Below are 16,743 nucleotides of genomic sequence, written 5' to 3' on the forward strand. Positions count from 1 at the left end.
GTCCGCCCCGGTGTGGCTCAGGGCAGCTTCCGGAGCGTGAAGCTCCACACCCGGTGCGTCGTCTGGATGGCGCGCTCCATGCCCTGCCAGTACGGCAGGTCCAGCCAGCGCTCCTCGAGCAGCTCCATCCGCGCCTCGGCGAAGAGGTGCTTCCACTCCGAGGGGGTGAGCCAGTCCGCGGGGTCCTCGACGCCCCGGTACAGCAGCGGCCCGTAGCTCACGAAGAGGCCGTCCGGCTCCAGCACGCGGCGCAGCTCTTCCAGCAGCGCGCGGGCCGGCACGCAGTCCGTGAAGTGGACCGAGATGGCCGCCGAGAGCGAGCCGTCCGCCACGGGCAGGTGCAGCGCATCCGCCACCGCCAGGCTCCGCGCGTCCATCCGGGCCGCGGCCTCCTGCGTCAGCTTCGCCTCGATGGGCGTGGCGACGGTGTCGCCTCCGAGCTGCGGGTAGTTCAGCTCCCACAGGTGCAGCGGGCCCCGGAGGAGCCGGTGGTACCAGTCCACGTAGGCCAGGCAGAGGTCGACGCCGAAAGTGGCCTCGAAGTGGCCGGACAGCTCGTGGACGAAGCGGCCCGTGCCGGCGCCCAGCAGCGCGGCGGTGCCCCGGCGGCGGGCATGCTTCTCCACGGAGCGCACCAGCTCACCGCGGATGGCGGCAATCTGCTTCTCACCATCCGGAGTGCCGCCCCAGTCCGCGCGGAGGAAGCCCGTCATCGCCGGGCCCCACGACTCACCGAACGGCAGGCCCGGCGCCTGGGGCGGGGGATCCGCCGCGAGCCGGATGAGCGACGCGGTGTCCGCGTACGCGGCCAGCCCGAAGAGCTGTTCGCTCGCCAGCTCCAGGTCCGCCGTCAGCGCGCGCCGCGCCTGCTCCATCGCGCTCTTGCGGAAGGGCTGCTCCTGCTCGAGCTGCTCCCCGCGCGCCAGGAGCATCTGCAAGCCCCCGACGTAGCGCGCGAGCGCCACCGCGTTCCGGGCGATGTACGCCCCCGGGTCCGGGACGAGCACGGGCACCGTGCCCAGGCGGGGGAAGCGGTCCCCACAGCCATCGCAGGTGAAGGCCGCCTCCTCCCCCGAGAGGGTTCCCTTGCAGTTGGGGCAGCGCCAGGCGGGGTGGGCAGCGTGGACGGGAGCGGAAGACATGCGGACGGGACTCCGGGCTCAGGGAAGGAGGGCGACGGCTTCGAGCAGCAGCTGCGCGGCGAGGAGCGACGTGACGTCGGACTGGTCCAGCGCGGGAAGGACCTCGACCACGTCCATGCCCACCAGGCGGCTGCCGGCCAGCGAGCGGACGAGGCGGAGCGCCTCACGAGAGGAGAGTCCTCCGGCCACGGGCGTCCCCGTCCCCGGCGCGAAGGCCGGGTCCACCGCGTCGATGTCGAACGTGAGATAGACGGGATGCTGGCCGAGGCGCTCACGCACCTCCGCGAGGATGGCCGGGATGCCCCGGTCCTCCACGTCCTCGATGCGGTACTCGGTGGCGCCGTGCTCGCGGATGAGGTCGGGGTCCCCCGAGTGCCGGATGCCAATCTGGTGGAGCTGGCCCCGGGCGATGAGCCCCTCCGCGAGCGCATGGCGGATGGTGGTGCCGTGATGCCGCTCCTCGCCCAGCATCATGCCGCCCTCGGCCATGTCGGAGTGCGCATCCACATGGACCAGGGCAATGGGCCCGTGCTTGCGCGCCACCGCGCGCAGCACCGGCAGCGTCACCGAGTGGTCGCCGCCCACGACGAAGGGGGTCGCACCGCTGGTGACGATGCGCGTCACCTCGGCCTCCACCGCGGCGCGCATCCCCTCCGCGCTGAGCAGCGGCAGGGGCACGTTGCCACCGTCGAGCGCCCGCGCCAGGGCGCCGCTCTCCGGCGAGGCGTGCGACAGCCGTCCCAGCTCCACCGAAGCGCTCGCGCGGCGCACGTGGTACGGCGCGAAGCGGGCTCCCGGCTGATACGTCGTCCCACCGTCGTAGGTGACGCCGATGAAGACCGCGGAAGCACCCTCGTACACAGCCTCGCCGCGCGTGAAGTCCGCGAGGGGGAGTCTCAGGAAGGGAATCTGTCCGTGCCGCAGGTACTCGCCGAGGGTCTGTTGCATGGTGCCGACCCAATAACATACAAGTCCGAGCGCTCCACACCGTCGATGGCGGGCGCGCGCCTCCGGAGCAGGCGGGCGTCGCGCACCCGGCTCCGCATGCTGGCGCAGCGCAGGAAATTCCCGGCCCCTTCGTGACTCCAGCAACGCAAGACAGCGGCTTCACCTGGGAGCAGCGGCCGTGGCGCGAGCTGGTGCGACTCGCGGTGCCGACGGCGCTCTCCTCCCTGTCCTACAGCCTGATGACGCTGATGGACACGCTCTTCGTCTCGCGGCTCGGCGCGAACCCGCTCGCGGGCGTCGCGCTGGGAGGAACGGCGTCCTTCGTCCTGCTCTCCTTCTGGTTCGGTGCGTTCCGCGCCACCAAGACGCTGGTCGCCCAGGCGCGAGGCGCGGGCCGGGAGCACGAGGCCTCCACGCAGGCCGGACTGGGCGTCCTCACGGCGCTCCTCGCGGGCGTGGCGAGCATCCTCCTGGGCCATGGCGTGGCGTCGCTGCTGCCGCGCCTGTCGGGCTCGGCCGAGGCGGGCCAGCTCGCGGCGCAGTACCTGCGCACCGTGTCATATGGTGCGCCCATGGTGCTGCTCACCGTCGCGCTCGGGGAGGTGCGCCTGGGCTCGGGGGATGCCGTGACGCCGTTGCGCGCGGCCTTCGTGGGCAACGCGCTCAACCTCGTCCTCGCCTGGCTGCTCATCTTCCGGGCCGGCCTGGGCGTGACGGGCGCGGCGCTCGCCACGGTCATCGCCAACACCGTCGAGACAGCCTGGCTGGCCCGAGTGCAGGTGCGCGCCGGCCTCGCGTTCCGCGCCCTGCGCCGCGAGCACTTCTCCCGGCTCCTGCGCCTGGGGCTGCCGAGCGGCGTGCAGGCACTGCTGGAGCTGGGCGCCTATGGGCTGATGGCGGCGATGATTGCCCCCCTGGGCGCGGCGCCCCTGGCCGCGCACCAGCTGGTGTCCCAGTTGCTGCGCTTCCTCGGGCTGCCGGTCATCGCCATCGCCGAGTCCGCCGCGGTGATGGCGGGACAGGCCGTGGGCGCGGGTCGGCAGGCCCTGGTCCGCCGCGTGACGTCCCGTGCGTTCGCGCTCACCGGCACCATCACCCTGTGCGTCGCGCTCGCGCTCGCGCTGGGCAGCTCCGCGCTGGCAGCGGCCGTCTCGGACGACGTGCCCGTGCGCGCGCTCGCGCTCCAGCTGCTCTGGCTGGGCGCCGCCGTGCAGGTGGCGGGGGGCGCCAACGCCGTCGCCACCGGCGTGCTGCGCGGCACCGGCGACGCCACCATCCCCGCGATTTGCGGCATCGCCACCGCATGGCTCGGTGCGCCGTTGCTGATGTGGCTGCTCGGCTACCGGCTGGGCTGGGGCGTCGCGGGCGGATGGCTCGGGCTGCTCATCGAAAACGTCGCGTGCGCGTCGTACCTGGGCTTCCGCCTCTGGAGCGGAGGCTGGCGGCGCGCACCCACCCGGGTCACAAGCGCACCTGCCGCGTGAAACAAAGACACACTGCGTTCGAATCACCGGCCGAGCGAATGCGCGTCAGGTGATTCCGGTTGCAGACACACCACTCGACTTCTAGGATTTCTCACCTTCCAGATGCCCACCCGCGAAGAGCTCCGGAACCGACGGGCCCTGCTGTCCGAGTCACAGCGCGCCCGCCTGGAACAGCGCCTCCGTGGGGGACCGGGGGGCTCCACTCCGCCACGCATTCCCCGACGCTCGCATCCGGGCCCCGCGCCGCTCTCCTTCGCGCAGCAGCGGCTCTGGTTCCTCGAGCAGGTGCAGCCGGGCGAGGCGGGCTACAACACGGTGGCCGCGCTGCGCCTCGAAGGGCCGCTCGATGCGGGCGCGCTCAGGTGGAGCTTCGAGCGGCTGCTCGCCAGGCATGAAAGCCTGCGCACCGTCTTCCGTCAGGACGGCGGACAGCCCGTCCAGCTCGTGTCCGAGGCCGTCTCCCTCCAGTGGGAGGAAGTCGAGCGCACGGCCGCGGGCCGCGCCGAGGAGGCCATCCGGGAGGTGGCCCGCGAGCAGGCTCGACGTCCCTTCAACCTCTCCGAGGGCCCGCTGCTGCGCGTGGCGGTGGTGCGCTGCGACGGGTGTCACGGGCTGGTCGTCACGATGCACCACATCGTGTCGGACGGCTGGTCCATTGGCGTGCTGGTGCAGGAGCTGGCGGAGCTCTACCGCGCCTCCCGCCGCCAGGAGCCGGCGCGGCTGCCGGAGCTGCCCCTCCAGTACCCGGACTTCGCGGTGTGGCAGCGCGAGCGGCTGGAGGGCGCCGCGCTCGACGCGCTCCTCGGCTGGTGGCGCGAGCGGCTCGCCGGCACGAGCGGCGTGCTGGAGCTGCCCCTGGACCGGCCCCGGCCGGCGGTGCTCGCCGCGCGGGGCGCCAGCTGCTCCGTGGTCATCCCACGGGCGCTGACCGCCGCCCTCCAGGAGCTGTCGCGCCGCGAGGGCGGCTCGCTCTTCATGACGCTGCTGGCGGCCTTCCAGGTGCTGCTGCACCGCCACTCCGGCAGCGACGACGTGCTGGTGGGCTCGCCCATCGCCAACCGGCCCCAGCCGGAGCTGGAAGGGTTGATCGGCTTCTTCGCCAACACGCTCGTCTTCCGCGCGCGCTTCGAGCGTGGGTTGACGTTCCGGCAGTTGCTGGCCCGGACCCGCGACGAGGCGCTCGGCGCGTACGCGCACCAGGACCTCCCCTTCGAGCGGCTCGTCGAGGAGCTGAGGCCGGACCGGAGCCTCAGCCGCGCCCCGCTCTTCCAGGTCGCGTTCTCCCTCCAGCAGCCGCCGGTGCTGCCCGCGCTGGACGGCGTGCGCGCGTCGCGGGTGGACGTGGAGGAGGAGGTGTCGCCCTTCGAGCTGTCGCTGCTGCTCCACGAGGAGGAGGGCGAGGTGCGCGGCTCGCTCGAATACAACACCGCGCTGTTCGAGCCGGCCACCGCCGGGCGGTTCGCGGCGCGCTACCTCACGCTCCTCGAGGCGGCCGCCGCGCGCCCGGACACGCGCGTCAGTGCCCTGCCCCTGTTGACGCCCGAGGAGCGGCGCGAGCTGGCGCGCTGGAATGACACGCTGGGCGCGGTCAGCGACGCCTCGACGCTCGACGCCCTCGTGGCCGCACAGGCCGAGAAGACACCGGACGCTCCCGCCGTGAGCATGGGGGGCCAGGTGCTCCGGTACGCGGAGCTCCAGTCGCGGGCGACGGGGCTCGCCACGGAGCTGGCGGGCCGCTGCGCGCCCGGGGCCCGGGTGGCGGTGTGCATGGACCGGTCGCCGGAGCAGGTGGTGGCGCTGCTCGGAATCCTCCGCGCGGGGCTCGTCTGCGTGCCGCTCGACGCGGGCTCGCCGGACGAGCGGCTCGCGGGAATCCTCGCGGACGCGGGCGCGGTGCTCGCCCTCACCGAGCCCCACCGGGCGCCGAGGCTCCGCGCGCTGGGCGCGGCCGTCCTGGAGCTGGTGGCAGCGCCTGCGCCCGACGCTCCCGCCGTCCCGGCCCGTTCCCTGCCGGACGGCGCGGCCTTCGTCCTCTACACCTCCGGCTCCACCGGGCGTCCCAAGGGCGTCATCGTCCCGCATCGCGGGCTGGTGTCGCAGATGCGCTGGATGGAGGGTGCCTTCGCGCTGGGCTCCCAGGACGTGGGCCTGCAGAAGGGCGGCCTGGGCTTCGTGCCGTCGTTGTGCGAGCTGTTCGCGCCCCTGTGCACGGGCGGCCGCGTGGTGCTCGCGGACCCGGCGAAGAGCTACGACGCACGACACCTGGTGGAGTGTGTCGTCGACGAGGGCGTCACCCTGCTGGAGGTGGTGCCCTCGGTGCTGGAGCTGCTCTTGCGCGAGGAGGGCATCGGCCGCTGCGCGTCGCTCCGGCATGTCTTCTCCGGGGGCGAGCCGCTGCCCGCCGCGCTGGCGCGGCGGCTCCACCAGGCGCTGCCCCTGGCGCGGCTGCACAACTTCTACGGCGCCACCGAGGTCAGCGGCTCCATGACGTGGTGGCCCTGCGAGCCGACGGACACGGGGCAGGTGCCGGTGGGCCGCGCCATCGCCAATGCCGAGGCGTACGTGCTCGACGAGCGGCTGGAGCCGCTGCCGCCCGGCGTCTGGGGAGAAATCTGCGTCGGCGGCCCGGTGGTGTCCGGGGGCTACCTCGCGGCGCCGGACACCACGGCCCTGAAGTTCGTGCCGGACCCCTTCTCCGGGCGCGCGGGCGCGCGGCTGTACCGCACGGGCGACCTCGGGCGCTTCCGGCCGGACGGCGCGCTGGAGGTGCGCGGCCGCATCGACACCCAGGTGAAGATTCGCGGGCAGCGCATCGAGCCCGGGGAAATCGAAGCGGTGCTGGGGCGCCACCCGTCCGTGCGCGAGGTGGTGGTGATGGCCACGCCCGCCCCGGGCTCGGGTGAGCCACGGCTGGGCGCCTGGTTCGTCCCGCAGGGTCCGCGCCCCACCTCCGGCGAGCTGCGCCGCTTCCTGCGGGAGCGGCTGCCGTCGTACATGGTGCCGGAGGCCTTCGTGGCGCTGGACGCCATGCCGCTGTCGCCCAATGGCAAGGTGGACCGGCGCAGGCTGCCGGAGCCCCCGGCGCAGGGCGACGACGCGCAGGCCGAGCACGTGACACCGCGCTCCCCGCTGGAGCAGCGCATCGCGGAGGTCTGGTCGCGGGTGCTCGGCGCCTCGCGCGTGGGCGTGTTCGACGACTTCTTCTCCCTGGGCGGGCACTCGCTGCGCGCGGCCGAGGTGGTGTCACGCCTGCGGAGCGAGCTCCAGGTGGACGTGCCCATCACCGCCGTTTTCGAGCACCCCACCATCTCCGCCCTCGCCGCGAGCCTGGCGGACGCGGCCCCCGCGGGCACGTCCGCCGGCCCTCCGCTCACGCGCGTCCACCGCGACGGCCCCCTGCCGCTCTCCTTCGCGCAGGCGCAGACCCTCGCCGAGGAGCGCGCCGGCACGCAGAACCTCATCCCGCTCTCCGTGCGGCTGCGCGGCGCGCTGGACGCCGCGGCGCTCGAGCGCGCGCTGGCGGAGCTGGTGCGGCGGCATGAAATCCTCCGCACCACGTACCGCCGCGTGGACGGCGAGGACGTCCAGGTCATCCACCCGGCCCCGGCGTTCCGGCTGGAGCGCGAGTCCCTGGCCGCCCTGCCCGCGGACGCGCGCGAGCGCGAGGTCCAGCGCGGCGCCGACACGTGGCACGGCGTGCCGTTCGACCTGGAGCGCGACGTGCCCCTGCTCCGGGCGAAGCTGCTGGAGCCAGGCCCGCCGGAGCACGTGCTGCTGCTCGCCACGCACCGGATGGCCTATGACGGCCAGTCGCTCAACGTGCTCATCGGCGAGCTGGCCGCCTGCTACGAGGCCTTCGCCGCCGGACGCGCGCCCACCCTGCCCGAGCCCCCCGTCCAGTACGCGGACTTCGCCTCGTGGCAGCGCGCGCGCTTCACCGGAGAGCTGGCGACGCGGCGGCTCGCGACGTGGACGGCGCGCCTCGCGGAGGCCCGGCCCACCCGGCTGCCGGCGGACCTGCCCCCTTCCGGCGCCCCTCGGCCCGGGCGCCTGGCCCTGCCCCTTCCCGGGGAGCTGGTGGCGTCGCTCGAGGCGCTGGGCACGCGCCAGGGCGCGACGCTGTTCCGCGTGGGCCTGGCGGCGCTGGCCGCCCTGCTGGCGCGCGGCACCGGGCAGGAGCGCGTCTGGATTGGCTGCCCGTCCGCCTCCAGAGACCACCTGGAGCTGGAGGGCCTGCTGGGGCGCTTCGCCAACGTGCTGGTGCTGGGTGTGGACGTCTCCGGCGACCCGAGCGCCACCGAGCTGCTGCGCCGCACGGGCGAGGCCTTCGTCGAGGCCCGCGCGCAGGAGGTGCCCTCCGCGCTGCTGCGCGAGCATGTCTTCCCCGGCGGTGTCCCACCCTTCACCACCACCTTCAACGTGCTCAACCAGCTGGCCCGGCCGCTGGGGGCCTTCGAGGTGGGGAGCATCGCCGTCGAGGCGCTGGAGGCCCCACCGGAGTCGAGCGAGTACGACCTGGGCGTCACCTTCGAGCCGCGGGCGTCGCTGGAGCTGGTGCTGGACTACCGCGCCGACCGCTTCCAGGAGGACACTGCGCGGCGCCTGGCCTCGTCGCTGGTGGCGCTGCTCCAGGGGTTCGCGCGGGAGCCGGAGCGCCCGCTGTCGTCACTGCTGGCCGGAGTCGCGGCGCCCACGCGCCGTTGACCGGGAGGCCTGTCACATGGGTGGATGCACATGGATGCTCTACAGGGGTTCAGGCAGGAACTGGATGCGATTGACGAGGAGCTGGTCCGGGTCGTGGCGCGCCGGCTCCAGCTGTGCGACCGCATCGCGGGGTGGAAGCGTGAGAACGGCATCCCCATGATGCAGCCGCACCGCATCGAGCACGTGAAGCGCCGCTGCTCCGAGATGGGCGCCGCCCAGGGGCTGGACCGCGCATTCGTCGAGTCGCTGTACACCCTCATCATCGATGAGGCGTGCCGGCGCGAAGAGCGCATCATCGAGGGGTGAGGTAATCGACGTGCAGCTGCGGACGCTCATCATCGACAACTACGACTCGTTCACCTTCAACCTCTTCCAGATGTTGTCGGAGGTGAGCGGGACGCAGCCCATCGTCGTGCGCAACGACGGCATGCCGTGGCAGGAGCTGCGGCGGCTCGGGTTCGACAACATCGTCATCTCTCCGGGCCCCGGCCGCCCGGACCACGCCGCGGACTTCGGCGTCTGCCGGGACGCGCTGCTGGAGGCGGACGTCCCCATCCTGGGCGTGTGCCTGGGCCACCAGGGCATGGGCCACCTCCACGGTGCCCGCGTGCAGCACGCGCCGGTGGCCATGCACGGGCGGCTGAGCCCCGTGCGCCACACCGGGACGGACCTCTTCGCGGGCCTGCCGCAGGACTTCCAGGTGGTGCGCTACCACTCCCTGTGCCTTGCCCGGCCGCTGCCGGAGGGCCTGGTGGAGACGGCGTGGACCCCCGACGGCGTGCTGATGGGCATGCGCCACCAGTCGCTGCCGCTGTGGGGCGTCCAGTTCCATCCCGAGTCCATCTGCACCGGGTACGGCCGCCAGCTCCTGGCCAACTTCGTGCGGATGAGCCGCGAGCACTACGCCCGCCGCCCCCTCCCGAGCCAGGCGCGCCCCGCCGCGCCCATCTCCGTGGTGCCTCACCCGCAGCCGGCCGCCACGCGCGAGTCCTTCCGCGTCCACCACCGCAAGCTGCGGCTCGACGTGGACCCCGAGCACGCCTTCGTCGCGCTCCATGGTGGGAAGGAGCAGGCCTTCTGGCTGGACAGCAGCCGCGTGGAGGCCGGCCTGTCGCGCTTCTCCTTCATGGGGGATGCGACGGGGCCGCACAGCGCCGTCGTCCGCTACCATGTGAGCCCGCGCCGCCTCAGCGTGACGCGCGGCGGCCAGACGCAGGAGCTGTCCACCGGGCTGTTCGAGTTCCTCCAGGACGAGCTGGCGCGGCTGCGCGCGGGCGCGTCCGAGCTGCCCTTCGACTTCCAGGGCGGCTTCGTGGGCTACCTGGGCTACGAGCTGAAGCAGGACTGCGGCGCGAGCACTTCCCTCGCCTCGCCGGACCCGGATGCCGGCCTGCTCCTGGCGGACCGGCTGCTCGCGTGGGACCACGCGCAGCGCGAGGTGTACCTGGTGGCGCTCGCACCCGAGGCCGAGGAGGCCCAGGTCCACGCGTGGTTCGATGCCACCGAGGCCGAGCTGCGGCGGCTGCCGCCCCTGGCCCCGCCCACGCCGGGCAACGGCGAGCCCTTCCCCGTCCGCCTCGCGCGGAACAGCGCCACGTACCTGGCCGACATCGCGCACTGCCTGGAGCAGATTCGCGAGGGCGAGACGTACGAGGTCTGCCTCACCAACAAGGTGATTGCCGAGACCCAGATGGAGCCGCTCGGCCTGTACCGCGTCCTGCGGAAGATGAACCCCGCGCCCTACGCCGCGTTCCTCCGGCTGGGGGAGCTGGGCATCGCCTGCTCGTCGCCGGAGCGCTTCCTGCGCGTGGACCGCGAGCGCTGGGCCGAGTCCAAGCCCATCAAGGGCACCCTGCGGCGCGGCGCCACGCCGGAAGAGGATGAGCGGCTGCGCCAGCACCTGGGCTCGGAGGAGAAGGACCGCGCCGAAAATCTGATGATTGTCGACCTCGTGCGCAACGACCTCGGCCTGGTGTGCGAGATTGGCTCGGTCCACGTGCCCAAGCTCATGCACGTGGAGACGTACGCCACGGTCCACCAGCTGGTCAGCACCATCCGCGGCCAGCTGCGCGAGGGGCTCACCGCGGTGGATGCGGTGCGTGCCGCCTTCCCGGGCGGCTCCATGACGGGCGCGCCCAAGGTGCGCACCATGGAAATCATCGAGCGGCTGGAGCGCGAGGCCCGGGGTGTGTACTCGGGCGCCATCGGCTTCTTCTCCGTCACCGGCGCGGCGGACCTGAACATCGTCATCCGCACCGCGGTGGTGCGCCCCGGCCAGGTGAGCGTGGGCGCGGGCGGGGCCATCATCGCGCTGTCGGACCCGGCGGCCGAGCTGGACGAGATGCTCCTCAAGTCGCGCGTGCTCCTGAGGGCGGTGTGCGCGGCGCACGGACGCCCGGACGTGTTGCCGGAGATTGCCGGTGTCGCGGCGGCTCCCCCTCGCCCCCCCGGCGGCACCTCGGAGCGCTGAAGCCGGCGCCCACGACGCGAATGGACTCCTGGACTCCCGACAGCTGGCGGACCCGCCCGGCGCAGCAGCAACCCCGCTACGCGGACCCCGCCGCGCTCGACGCCGTCGTGGACCGGCTGCGGGGGCTGCCGCCCCTGGTCACCGCGGCGGAGGTGGAGGAGCTCAAGGCCGAGCTCGCGCTGGCGGCGGGCGGCGGGCGGTTCCTCCTCCAGGCGGGGGACTGCGCCGAGCCGTTCAGCGCCTGCGGGGCCGCGACGGTGCACCGCAAGCTGCGCTTCCTGCTGGAGCTGGGCGACGTCCTCGCCCGCGGCACCGGGCGGCCCGTGGTGCCGGTGGGGCGCATCGCCGGGCAGTTCGCCAAGCCGCGCACCACGGACACCGAGCGCGTGGGCGGCGTGGAGCTGCCCGTGTATCGCGGGGACAACGTCAACCGCGCGGACGCCACCTGGGAGGCCCGCCAGCCGGACCCGGCGCTGCTGGAGCAGGGCTACTGGCACGCCTCCAGGGCGATGGAGGCCCTGCGCACGCACGCCGCCTCCGAGCGCCGCCTCCTCTTCTCCTCCCACGAGGCGCTGCTGCTCCCCTTCGAGGAGGCGATGACCCGGCCCGCCGGCGAGGACGGACGCGCCTACGTCCTGGGCGCCCACTTCCTGTGGCTGGGAGACCGGACGCGCCACCTGGAGGGCGCGCACGTGGAGTTCCTCCGGGGCATCGCCAACCCCATTGGCATCAAGGTGGGCCCTCGCTGCGTCCCCGAGGAGCTGGTGGCGCTGGTGCGCCTGCTCGACCCGCGCCGGGAGCCCGGCCGCATCACCCTCATCACCCGCTACGGGAAGGACGCCATCCGGGGCTTCCTTCCCATCCATATCCGCGCCCTGCGCGCCGCGGGCCTGGAGGCGCTGTGGTGCTGCGACCCCATGCACGGGAATACCCGCCAGGTGCAGGGGCGCAAGACACGCCACTTCGATGACGTCATGGAGGAGCTGCGCGCGGCGTTCGCCCTCCACGCCGAGGAGGGCAGCCGGCTCGGTGGCATCCACCTGGAGCTCACCGACGACGACGTCACCGAGTGCCTGGGAGGTCCCGAGGGCCTGGACGCCGGGGACCTGGACCGGCGCTACGAGACGGCGTGCGACCCGCGCCTCAACGCCGCCCAGGGCCTGGAGCTGGCCTCCGACATCAGCCGCATGCTCCACCGGGAGCAGCCCCCCTGCCTGGCGGTCCAGCCCGCTCGCGCCGGAGGGACCCACCGGCGCCCGGAGTAGGCCGGGGCTCGGACCGCTGCTCCCCTGCCCTTCCAGGGGATGCGCCAACCCCCCAAAGGCGTTGATGTTTCAGGGCCTCCGGGCCCGCTTCCGCCCCTCGCGGCGGGGCTCCCGGGCCCTTCTCTTCACTGTTCGACGGCCCGGATGCGCTCCACCGTCGCATCCCGTCCGCCCCTGTTATAAAGCGCCCCCCATGCTCGAGACCGTCACCAAGGGCTTCCGCGCCGCCAAGAACCGCCTCGCCGGCAAGAGCGAGCTGACTCCGGAGCTGGTCGACGAGTCGCTCCGCGACATCCGCGTGTCCCTCCTCGAGGCCGACGTGGCCTTCGACGTGGTGAAGAAGTTCGTCGCCCGCGTCCGCGAGAAGGCCGTGGGTGAGCTGGTGCAGACGACCATCACCGACAAGTCGGGCCAGAAGCGCAAGGTCAGCGCGATGGACCACTTCATCAAGATCTGCCACGACGAGCTGGAGTCCCTCATGGGACCGGTGGACACCAGCCTCCAGCTCAAGCCCAAGGGCCAGCTGTCCGGCATCATGATGGTGGGCCTCCAGGGCTCCGGTAAGACGACGACCACCGGCAAGCTCGCCAACCGGCTCCTCGCACAGGGGCGCAAGCCCCTGCTCGTCGCCGCGGACATCTACCGTCCCGCCGCCGTGGACCAGCTCAAGGTGCTCGGCGAGCGCCTCAAGGTGCCCGTCTACCACGAGCCCGGCCTGCAGCCCCCCGAGCTGGCGAAGCGCGGCTACGCCGCCGCCCGCGAGCAGAAGTGCGACGTGGTGCTCATCGACACCGCCGGCCGCCTCGCCATCGACGAGGCGCTGATGACGGAGCTGGAGTCCATCAAGGCCAACGTCAACCCGGACACCATCCTCCTGGTGTGCGACGCGATGATTGGCCAGGACGCCGTGCGCACCGCGGCCGAGTTCGACCGGCGCCTGACGCTGGACGGCTTCATCCTCACCAAGCTGGACGGTGACGCGCGCGGCGGCGCGGCGCTCTCCATCAAGGAAGTCACCGGCAAGCCCATCAAGTTCCTCGGCATGGGCGAGTCGATGGACAAGCTGGAGGAGTTCCGTCCGGACGGCCTCGCGGGCCGCATCCTCGGGTTCGGCGACATCGTCGGCCTGATGAAGGACTTCGAGAAGGTCGTCGACGAGAAGAAGGCCGAGGAGGACGCGAAGAAGCTCCTGTCCGGCCAGTTCTCGATGAAGGACTTCGTCGAGCAGATCCGCATGGTCCGGAAGATGGGCCCGCTCAAGGACTTGCTGGAGAAGTTCCCCCTCTTCGGCGACCTCACCGAGCACCTCAACCCGGACGAGAAGGAGCTCACCAAAATCGAGGCGATGTACGACTCGATGACGGCGAAGGAGCGCCTGCGGCCGGACATCATCAACAACAGCCGCATCGGCCGCATCGCCAAGGGCAGCGGCCGCAAGGTGGAAGAGGTCCGCGAGCTGCTCCAGAAGTTCGGGATGATGCAGCAGGTGATGGGCACCATCGGCCAGAACCCGGGCCTGCTGGGCCGCATCCCCGGCTTCAAGCAGCTGGGTCAGCTGTCGCAGATGAAGAACATGGACCTGTCCAGCATGTTCGGCGGCGACGCGAAGATGATGGAGAAGATGATGGGCGGAGGCATGCCCGGCATGGGCATGCCCATGCAGATGCCCCAGGTGGCCCCGGGCTACACGCCGCCCATGGGCCAGGCCGCCATGGCCAAGGCCCGCCTCATGGGCTACGCCCCGCCCTCCGCGGCCGGGAAGCCCGAGGACCGCGACGCCATCAAGGAGCGCCGCAAGCGGGAGAAGGACAACAAGAAGAAGAACCGCAAGAAGCGGTAGCCCGCTTCAGCCCTGCTTCTTGGGCACCACGAGGCCCTGGCTGAGCCGCTTGAGCACGCGCTGCTTCTGGCGGCGCTTGTAGGCCTCGTGGGCGTTCTCCCCCAGCTCGTTGAGGCGCGCGGTCTCCTCGTCGACAATCTGGAACTCCACCAGGGAGATGACGATGCGGCCCTTGCGCTGGCGCGTGTCCTCTTCCGGCGGCGGCAGGTACGCGTCCATGCGCACCGGGATGTCCACCACGAAGTTGAGCGCCCGGTACGTGTTGCCCGAGAAGGTGTTGCCGTTGCGGTCCTCCCGGTCCTCGTAGTGTCGGTCCAGGTGGAGCTGCGGGATGTGCGCCTCGAAGTGGGGGTTCTCCGCGAGCACCGACTTGAACGGCAGCAGCGTGTTCTCCGTCTGGCCCGGCACCACGAGGTGGAAGGGAAAGAGGCGCTGCGTGAGGTGGTAGAGCACCGGCAGCAGGTCCTCCCGCTTGCGCGTCACCACGCGGAAGCGCGTCCTGTCGTAGACCTGCGCGGCCACCGTCTCCTTCTTCGCCAGCAGCTTGGTGACGAGCGAGTCCCGCGTCTTGATGGAGTGCGCGAACTCCACCACCGGCAGGCCCTTCTCGTTCATCTCCCGGGCGACGCCGAGCACCTTCTCCATCACCAGCTCCGCCAGCTCCGCCTCGGACACCGCCAGGCGGAAGAGCAGGTCCCGCCCCTCGATGTGCTGGATGACGTGCATCACCTTCAGCACCACGCAGGCGATGCGGCGGTGGCGCGGTGAGCCCTTCGCGCCGGAAGCGAAGAGGAACAGGTCGTGAATCTCCGCCGGCTGCGCCACGGCGTCCGCGACGCGGTAGTTGAACGTCTTGCGCAGGTACTCCACCGCCTCCGCGAGCACGCCCCGGGCCCAGGCCTCGTCGTAGGGCCGGGAGACGTCCAGCTGGCACAGGCGCAGGAAGCGGTCCACCTCGTCCCGCTTCTGGAAGTGCATCCTCCGCCAGTCGATGACCGAGCCGCCGCGGAGGATGAGGCGGATGCGCTCCAGCTCGCGCAGGCCCATCTCCTCCACCGTGCGGATGGGGATGTCGGGGAGGACGGGGGTGAGCGAGGGGGGCTTCACATCGGGCTTCCTATCCGAGCCGCCCCAAGGGGAAAAGCCCCTGAAAAGCACGAAGGCCCTTTCCCATGGGGGAAAGGGCCCGCGTGACTACCGAGCGACCGGTCGGTTACTCGTTGGCGACCGCGCGGTTGTTCTCATACCGGACCTGGCTGACGACGCGGCCGTCCTCGGCCATCTCCTTCGCCAGGCCGTTCTTCTTGCCGTTCTGGTACTGCTCGACGAGGCGGGGCTTGCCGTTGGGGAAGTACATCACCCGCTGGCCATCCCAGCCGCCGTCCTTGAACTCCGCGGTGCTGCGCTTGTTGCCGGACTCGTCGTAGAACGTCCAGGTACCGACCTTGAGGCCCTCCGCATACTGGCCCTGGGTCGCAAGCTTCCCGTTGGGGTGGTACTCGACGTACGCGCCGTGCGCGAGCTGGGTTCCCGCCTTGGCGTTCGCCTTGACGCAGGTGAAGCCCTCGGCCTTGGTGCCCGCCCGCGCCGTGCCCGCGGGGCAGTTCAGCTTCGCAGCGGTGTCACCGGCCATCGCCGCGGGAGCAGCAAAGGCCAGACCCAGGGTCAGCACTCGAATCAGCTTGGTAGACAGCATGGACTCTCCTTTTCCAGACGCCGGGTTCCCCGCGCGCACCTTGAAGACGCATGGGTGTTGGTGAAATTCACGGGTGCGCGCGCGGTAACTCCACAAACAAGTGAGCCCCGCCCCTTACTGCCAGGGCGGGGCTCGGTTCCTTGGCTACCTGTTCGCCTACTGGTAGTTGGAGGTGTGGCAGGCGAAGTTGCCGCCCGAGAAGTAGAAGCCGGCCGAGTTCGTGGTGCTGGTGGCGCCCACGCACAGGCTGACGATGATGTCCGCGCGGTCACGGTTGGTGCCCGTCACGGTGTAGTTGCCCGACGAGCTGCTGATGGGCGCGTTCTGACGGCCACCGTCCGTCTGGACGTAGAAGAACTGGCTCAGCTCCGCGGACGTCTGCGGGAAGGCCGTGTTGGAGTACGCGGAGACCCGGATGCGCAGGCGCTTGGGCGCGCTGGAGGCGCAGAAGCTGTCCGTCTGGGCGGACACGAGCTCGGTCTTGAAGATGATGGGGCCCGTGGTGCCCAGGTCGGCCTTGTTCGGGAAGGTCGTGTAGTTCTGGCACGTCGGCGTGGGCGGCGCGGAGCAGACGCTCGCGGTGCAGATCTCGCCGTAGGTGCAGGTGGAGAGGCCCTCACCCGTGCAGGCGTCGCCGGTGGTGGAGCCCTCCTCGCACTGGCCGGAGCTCGTGTCGCAGGTGCGGTCGCCGGAGCAGTCCGCGTCGGAGGTGCACTTCGTCACGCACACGTTGTCCAGGTCGGAGCACACCAGGTCGGTGCTGTCGGAGTCCGTGCCGCCGTTGCAGAGCACGTCCGTGGAGCACTGGCAGATCTTGGTGGTGGCGTCCGCGCCAACACCCAGGGCGGCGCAGGTCTTCGCCGTGTCCGGACAGTCCGAGCCGCTCTCGCACGTCGTCACACAGACGCCCGCGTTCGGATGGCAGATTTCGGTGCCCGCGCAATCATCGTTGGTGGAGCAGGTGTTCGAGGTACCCTCCTCGTCACCGCAACCAGCCATGAAACCGCTCATCGCGCCGAGCGTCGTGAGCACCAGCATCATCTTGCGAAGCTGCATGTTGAGCCTTCCTCCTGAGTGGGAACGTCGCTCGGGGTCTCCGGCCACTGAATCCAGACCCCAACGTCCATGGAAGCGGGCAGGGCTTTAGTCCTGCATGTCCGGACGTGTCAACGAGTGTCGACGGGCGTCTCGACG

Annotated in this window: 11 protein-coding genes; 6 read left to right on the forward strand and 5 right to left on the reverse strand. The window is 71.8% G+C overall.

Annotated elements, in window-relative coordinates; genetic code table 11:
• Window positions 1–17 precede the first annotated feature (17 nt).
• Both ACX9TP_RS32230 and speB read right to left on the reverse strand, forming a co-directional pair.
• On the reverse strand, window positions 18–1,142 hold the full coding sequence (locus ACX9TP_RS32230) for a methyltransferase domain-containing protein (protein ID WP_482974479.1): 1,125 nt from the start codon (window positions 1,140–1,142) through the stop codon (window positions 18–20).
• A gap of 18 nt (window positions 1,143–1,160) precedes the next feature.
• Window positions 1,161–2,090 (reverse strand): agmatinase, encoded by a 930-nt coding sequence (gene speB / locus ACX9TP_RS32235; RefSeq protein ID WP_482974480.1) that lies wholly within the window; start codon window positions 2,088–2,090, stop codon window positions 1,161–1,163.
• 131 nt (window positions 2,091–2,221) lie between these two features.
• Between speB and ACX9TP_RS32240 the strand changes: the two genes are divergently transcribed.
• The 6 genes from ACX9TP_RS32240 (at window position 2,222) to ffh (ending at window position 13,853) form a co-directional block, all read left to right on the forward strand.
• Entirely contained in the window at window positions 2,222–3,574 is a 1,353-nt protein-coding gene (locus ACX9TP_RS32240; RefSeq protein ID WP_482974481.1) for an MATE family efflux transporter, read from the forward strand.
• Window positions 3,575–3,676: 102 nt separating this feature from the next.
• On the forward strand, window positions 3,677–8,278 hold the full coding sequence (locus ACX9TP_RS32245; protein WP_482974482.1) for an amino acid adenylation domain-containing protein: 4,602 nt from the start codon (window positions 3,677–3,679) through the stop codon (window positions 8,276–8,278).
• Window positions 8,279–8,308: 30 nt separating this feature from the next.
• Window positions 8,309–8,584, forward strand: coding sequence for a chorismate mutase (locus ACX9TP_RS32250; protein WP_482974483.1), 276 nt, complete (start codon window positions 8,309–8,311; stop codon window positions 8,582–8,584).
• Between the two features lie 10 nt (window positions 8,585–8,594).
• Entirely contained in the window at window positions 8,595–10,748 is a 2,154-nt protein-coding gene (gene pabB / locus ACX9TP_RS32255) for an aminodeoxychorismate synthase component I (RefSeq protein WP_482974484.1), read from the forward strand.
• Window positions 10,749–10,768: 20 nt separating this feature from the next.
• Entirely contained in the window at window positions 10,769–12,013 is a 1,245-nt protein-coding gene (locus tag ACX9TP_RS32260; protein WP_482974485.1) for a 3-deoxy-7-phosphoheptulonate synthase class II, read from the forward strand.
• A gap of 193 nt (window positions 12,014–12,206) precedes the next feature.
• Entirely contained in the window at window positions 12,207–13,853 is a 1,647-nt protein-coding gene (gene ffh / locus ACX9TP_RS32265; RefSeq protein ID WP_482974486.1) for a signal recognition particle protein, read from the forward strand.
• Window positions 13,854–13,859: 6 nt separating this feature from the next.
• Here the strand turns inward: ffh and ACX9TP_RS32270 are convergent, their stop codons facing one another.
• The 3 genes from ACX9TP_RS32270 to ACX9TP_RS32280 all read right to left on the reverse strand — a co-directional run bounded on the left by ACX9TP_RS32270 (window position 13,860) and on the right by ACX9TP_RS32280 (window position 16,605).
• Complete coding sequence (locus ACX9TP_RS32270; protein WP_482974487.1) at window positions 13,860–14,960, reverse strand: TIGR04552 family protein; 1,101 nt, start codon at window positions 14,958–14,960, stop codon at window positions 13,860–13,862.
• Between the two features lie 106 nt (window positions 14,961–15,066).
• A complete protein-coding gene (locus ACX9TP_RS32275) occupies window positions 15,067–15,549 on the reverse strand; it encodes a toxin-antitoxin system YwqK family antitoxin (RefSeq protein WP_482974488.1) in 483 nt (160 codons plus the stop codon).
• Between the two features lie 156 nt (window positions 15,550–15,705).
• A complete protein-coding gene (locus ACX9TP_RS32280; protein WP_482974489.1) occupies window positions 15,706–16,605 on the reverse strand; it encodes a hypothetical protein in 900 nt (299 codons plus the stop codon).
• Window positions 16,606–16,743: the final 138 nt, after the last annotated feature.

It is taken from the genome of Pyxidicoccus sp. M15 (assembly GCF_056858435.1).

Bases quoted from the DNA above. Each gene is read 5' to 3' on its own strand.
- ACX9TP_RS32230 (WP_482974479.1), bottom strand. From the start codon at position 1,142: ATGTCTTCCGCTCCCGTCCACGCTGCCCACCCCGCCTGGCGCTGCCCC.
- speB (WP_482974480.1), bottom strand. From the start codon at position 2,090: ATGCAACAGACCCTCGGCGAGTACCTGCGGCACGGACAGATTCCCTTC.
- ACX9TP_RS32245 (WP_482974482.1), top strand. From the start codon at position 3,677: ATGCCCACCCGCGAAGAGCTCCGGAACCGACGGGCCCTGCTGTCCGAG.
- ACX9TP_RS32250 (WP_482974483.1), top strand. From the start codon at position 8,309: ATGGATGCTCTACAGGGGTTCAGGCAGGAACTGGATGCGATTGACGAG.
- ACX9TP_RS32260 (WP_482974485.1), top strand. From the start codon at position 10,769: ATGGACTCCTGGACTCCCGACAGCTGGCGGACCCGCCCGGCGCAGCAG.
- ffh (WP_482974486.1), top strand. From the start codon at position 12,207: ATGCTCGAGACCGTCACCAAGGGCTTCCGCGCCGCCAAGAACCGCCTC.
- ACX9TP_RS32275 (WP_482974488.1), bottom strand. From the start codon at position 15,549: ATGCTGTCTACCAAGCTGATTCGAGTGCTGACCCTGGGTCTGGCCTTT.
- ACX9TP_RS32280 (WP_482974489.1), bottom strand. From the start codon at position 16,605: ATGCAGCTTCGCAAGATGATGCTGGTGCTCACGACGCTCGGCGCGATG.